1 rRNA gene is annotated in these 1,985 nt (G+C 60.1%); it reads left to right on the plus strand.

What is annotated here, in order from left to right:
* Positions 1-58: 58 nt before the first annotated feature.
* Positions 59-1,985 (plus strand): 23S ribosomal RNA (locus CUT83_RS13280); the annotation flags it as partial.

Genomic DNA, 1,985 nt, shown 5'->3' on the forward strand with positions numbered 1-1,985 from the left:
GGGGTGGCGGGTGGCTGGTCGTTGTTTGAGAACTGCACAGTGGACGCGAGCATCTATAGGCCAAGTTTTTAAGGGCGCACGGTGGATGCCTTGGCACCAGGAACCGATGAAGGACGCGGGAGGCCGCGATAGGCCCCGGGGAGCTGTCAACCGAGCTGTGATCCGGGGGTGTCCGAATGGGGAAACCCGGCAGTCGTCATGGGCTGTCACCCGCTGCTGAACACATAGGCAGTGTGGAGGGAACGCGGGGAAGTGAAACATCTCAGTACCCGCAGGAAGAGAAAACAACCGTGATTCCGGGAGTAGTGGCGAGCGAAACCGGATGAGGCCAAACCGGTCACGTGCGAGACCCGGCAGGGGTTGCGTGGTCGGGGTTGTGGGAGTTCTCTGCAGTCGTCTGCCGGCGGCTGGACGAGTCAGAAACCGTAGGGATAGGCGAAGGGCATGCGAAAGGCCCGGCGTAGAGGGTAAGACCCCCGTAGCCGAAATTCCTGCGGCTCGTTTGAGGACCACCCAAGTAGCACGGGGCCCGAGAAATCCCGTGTGAATCTGGCGGGACCACCCGCTAAGCCTGAATATTCCCTGGTGACCGATAGCGGAGAGTACCGTGAGGGAATGGTGAAAAGTACCGCGGGAGCGGAGTGAAATAGTACCTGAAACCGTGTGCCTACAAGCCGTGGGAGCGTCGCACACCGGACTTGTCCGGTGTGTCGTGACTGCGTGCCTTTTGAAGAATGAGCCTGCGAGTTTGCGGTGCGTTGCGAGGTTAACCCGTGTGGGGAAGCCGTAGCGAAAGCGAGTCCGAACAGGGCGGTTTCAGTAGCGTGCCCAAGACCCGAAGCGGAGTGATCTAGCCATGGGCAGGGTGAAGCGGCTGTAAGAGGTCGTGGAGGCCCGAACCCACCAGGGTTGAAAACCTGGGGGATGACCTGTGGTTAGGGGTGAAAGGCCAATCAAACTCCGTGATAGCTGGTTCTCCCCGAAATGCATTTAGGTGCAGCGTCGCGTGTTGCTTGCCGGAGGTAGAGCACTGGATAGGCGATGGGCCCTACCGGGTTACTGACCTTAGCCAAACTCCGAATGCCGGCAAGTGGTAAGCGCGGCAGTGAGACTGTGGGGGATAAGCTCCATGGTCGAGAGGGAAACAGCCCAGAGCATCGACTAAGGCCCCCAAGCGTGTGCTAAGTGGGAAAGGATGTGGAGTCGCAGAGACAACCAGGAGGTTGGCTTAGAAGCAGCCATCCTTGAAAGAGTGCGTAATAGCTCACTGGTCAAGTGATTCTGCGCCGACAATGTAGCGGGGCTCAAGCACACCGCCGACGTCGTGTCATCGGCACATAACCTCCAACGGGGGTGTCGATGGGTAGGGGAGCGTCGTGTGCCGGGTGAAGCCGCGCCGGAAGGCAGGGGTGGACGGTACACGAGTGAGAATGCAGGCATGAGTAGCGATACAGGAGTGGGAAACTCCTGCGCCGATTGACCAAGGGTTCCTGGGTCAAGCTGATCTGCCCAGGGTAAGTCGGGGCCTAAGGCGAGGCCGACAGGCGTAGTCGATGGATAACCGGTTGATATTCCGGTACCCGCTGTGGAGCGCAAGGGCCGAGCCCGGTGATGCTAAGTCCGTGAAGCCGCCCGCATCCTTCGGGGTGTGGTGCCGGTGGAGCCGACGGCCCGATCCGGTAGTAGGTGAGTGATGGGGTGACGCAGGAAGGTAGTCCAGCCCGGGCGGTGGTTGTCCCGGGGTAAGGGTGTAGCCCGTTGTGCAGGTAAATCCGCGCAACATGTGAGGGTGAGACCTGATGCCGAGCCGATGACGGTGAAGTGGATGATCCTATGCTGTCGAGAAAAGCCTCTAGCGAGTTGCACGGCGGCCCGTACCCCAAACCGACTCAGGTGGTCTGGTAGAGAATACCGAGGCGTTCGGGTGAACTATGGTTAAGGAACTCGGCAAAATGCCCCCGTAACTTCGGGAGAAGGGGGGCCAC

The sequence above is a fragment of the Streptomyces barkulensis genome (assembly GCF_002843305.1).
Taxonomy (GTDB): Bacteria; Actinomycetota; Actinomycetes; order Streptomycetales; family Streptomycetaceae; genus Streptomyces; species Streptomyces barkulensis.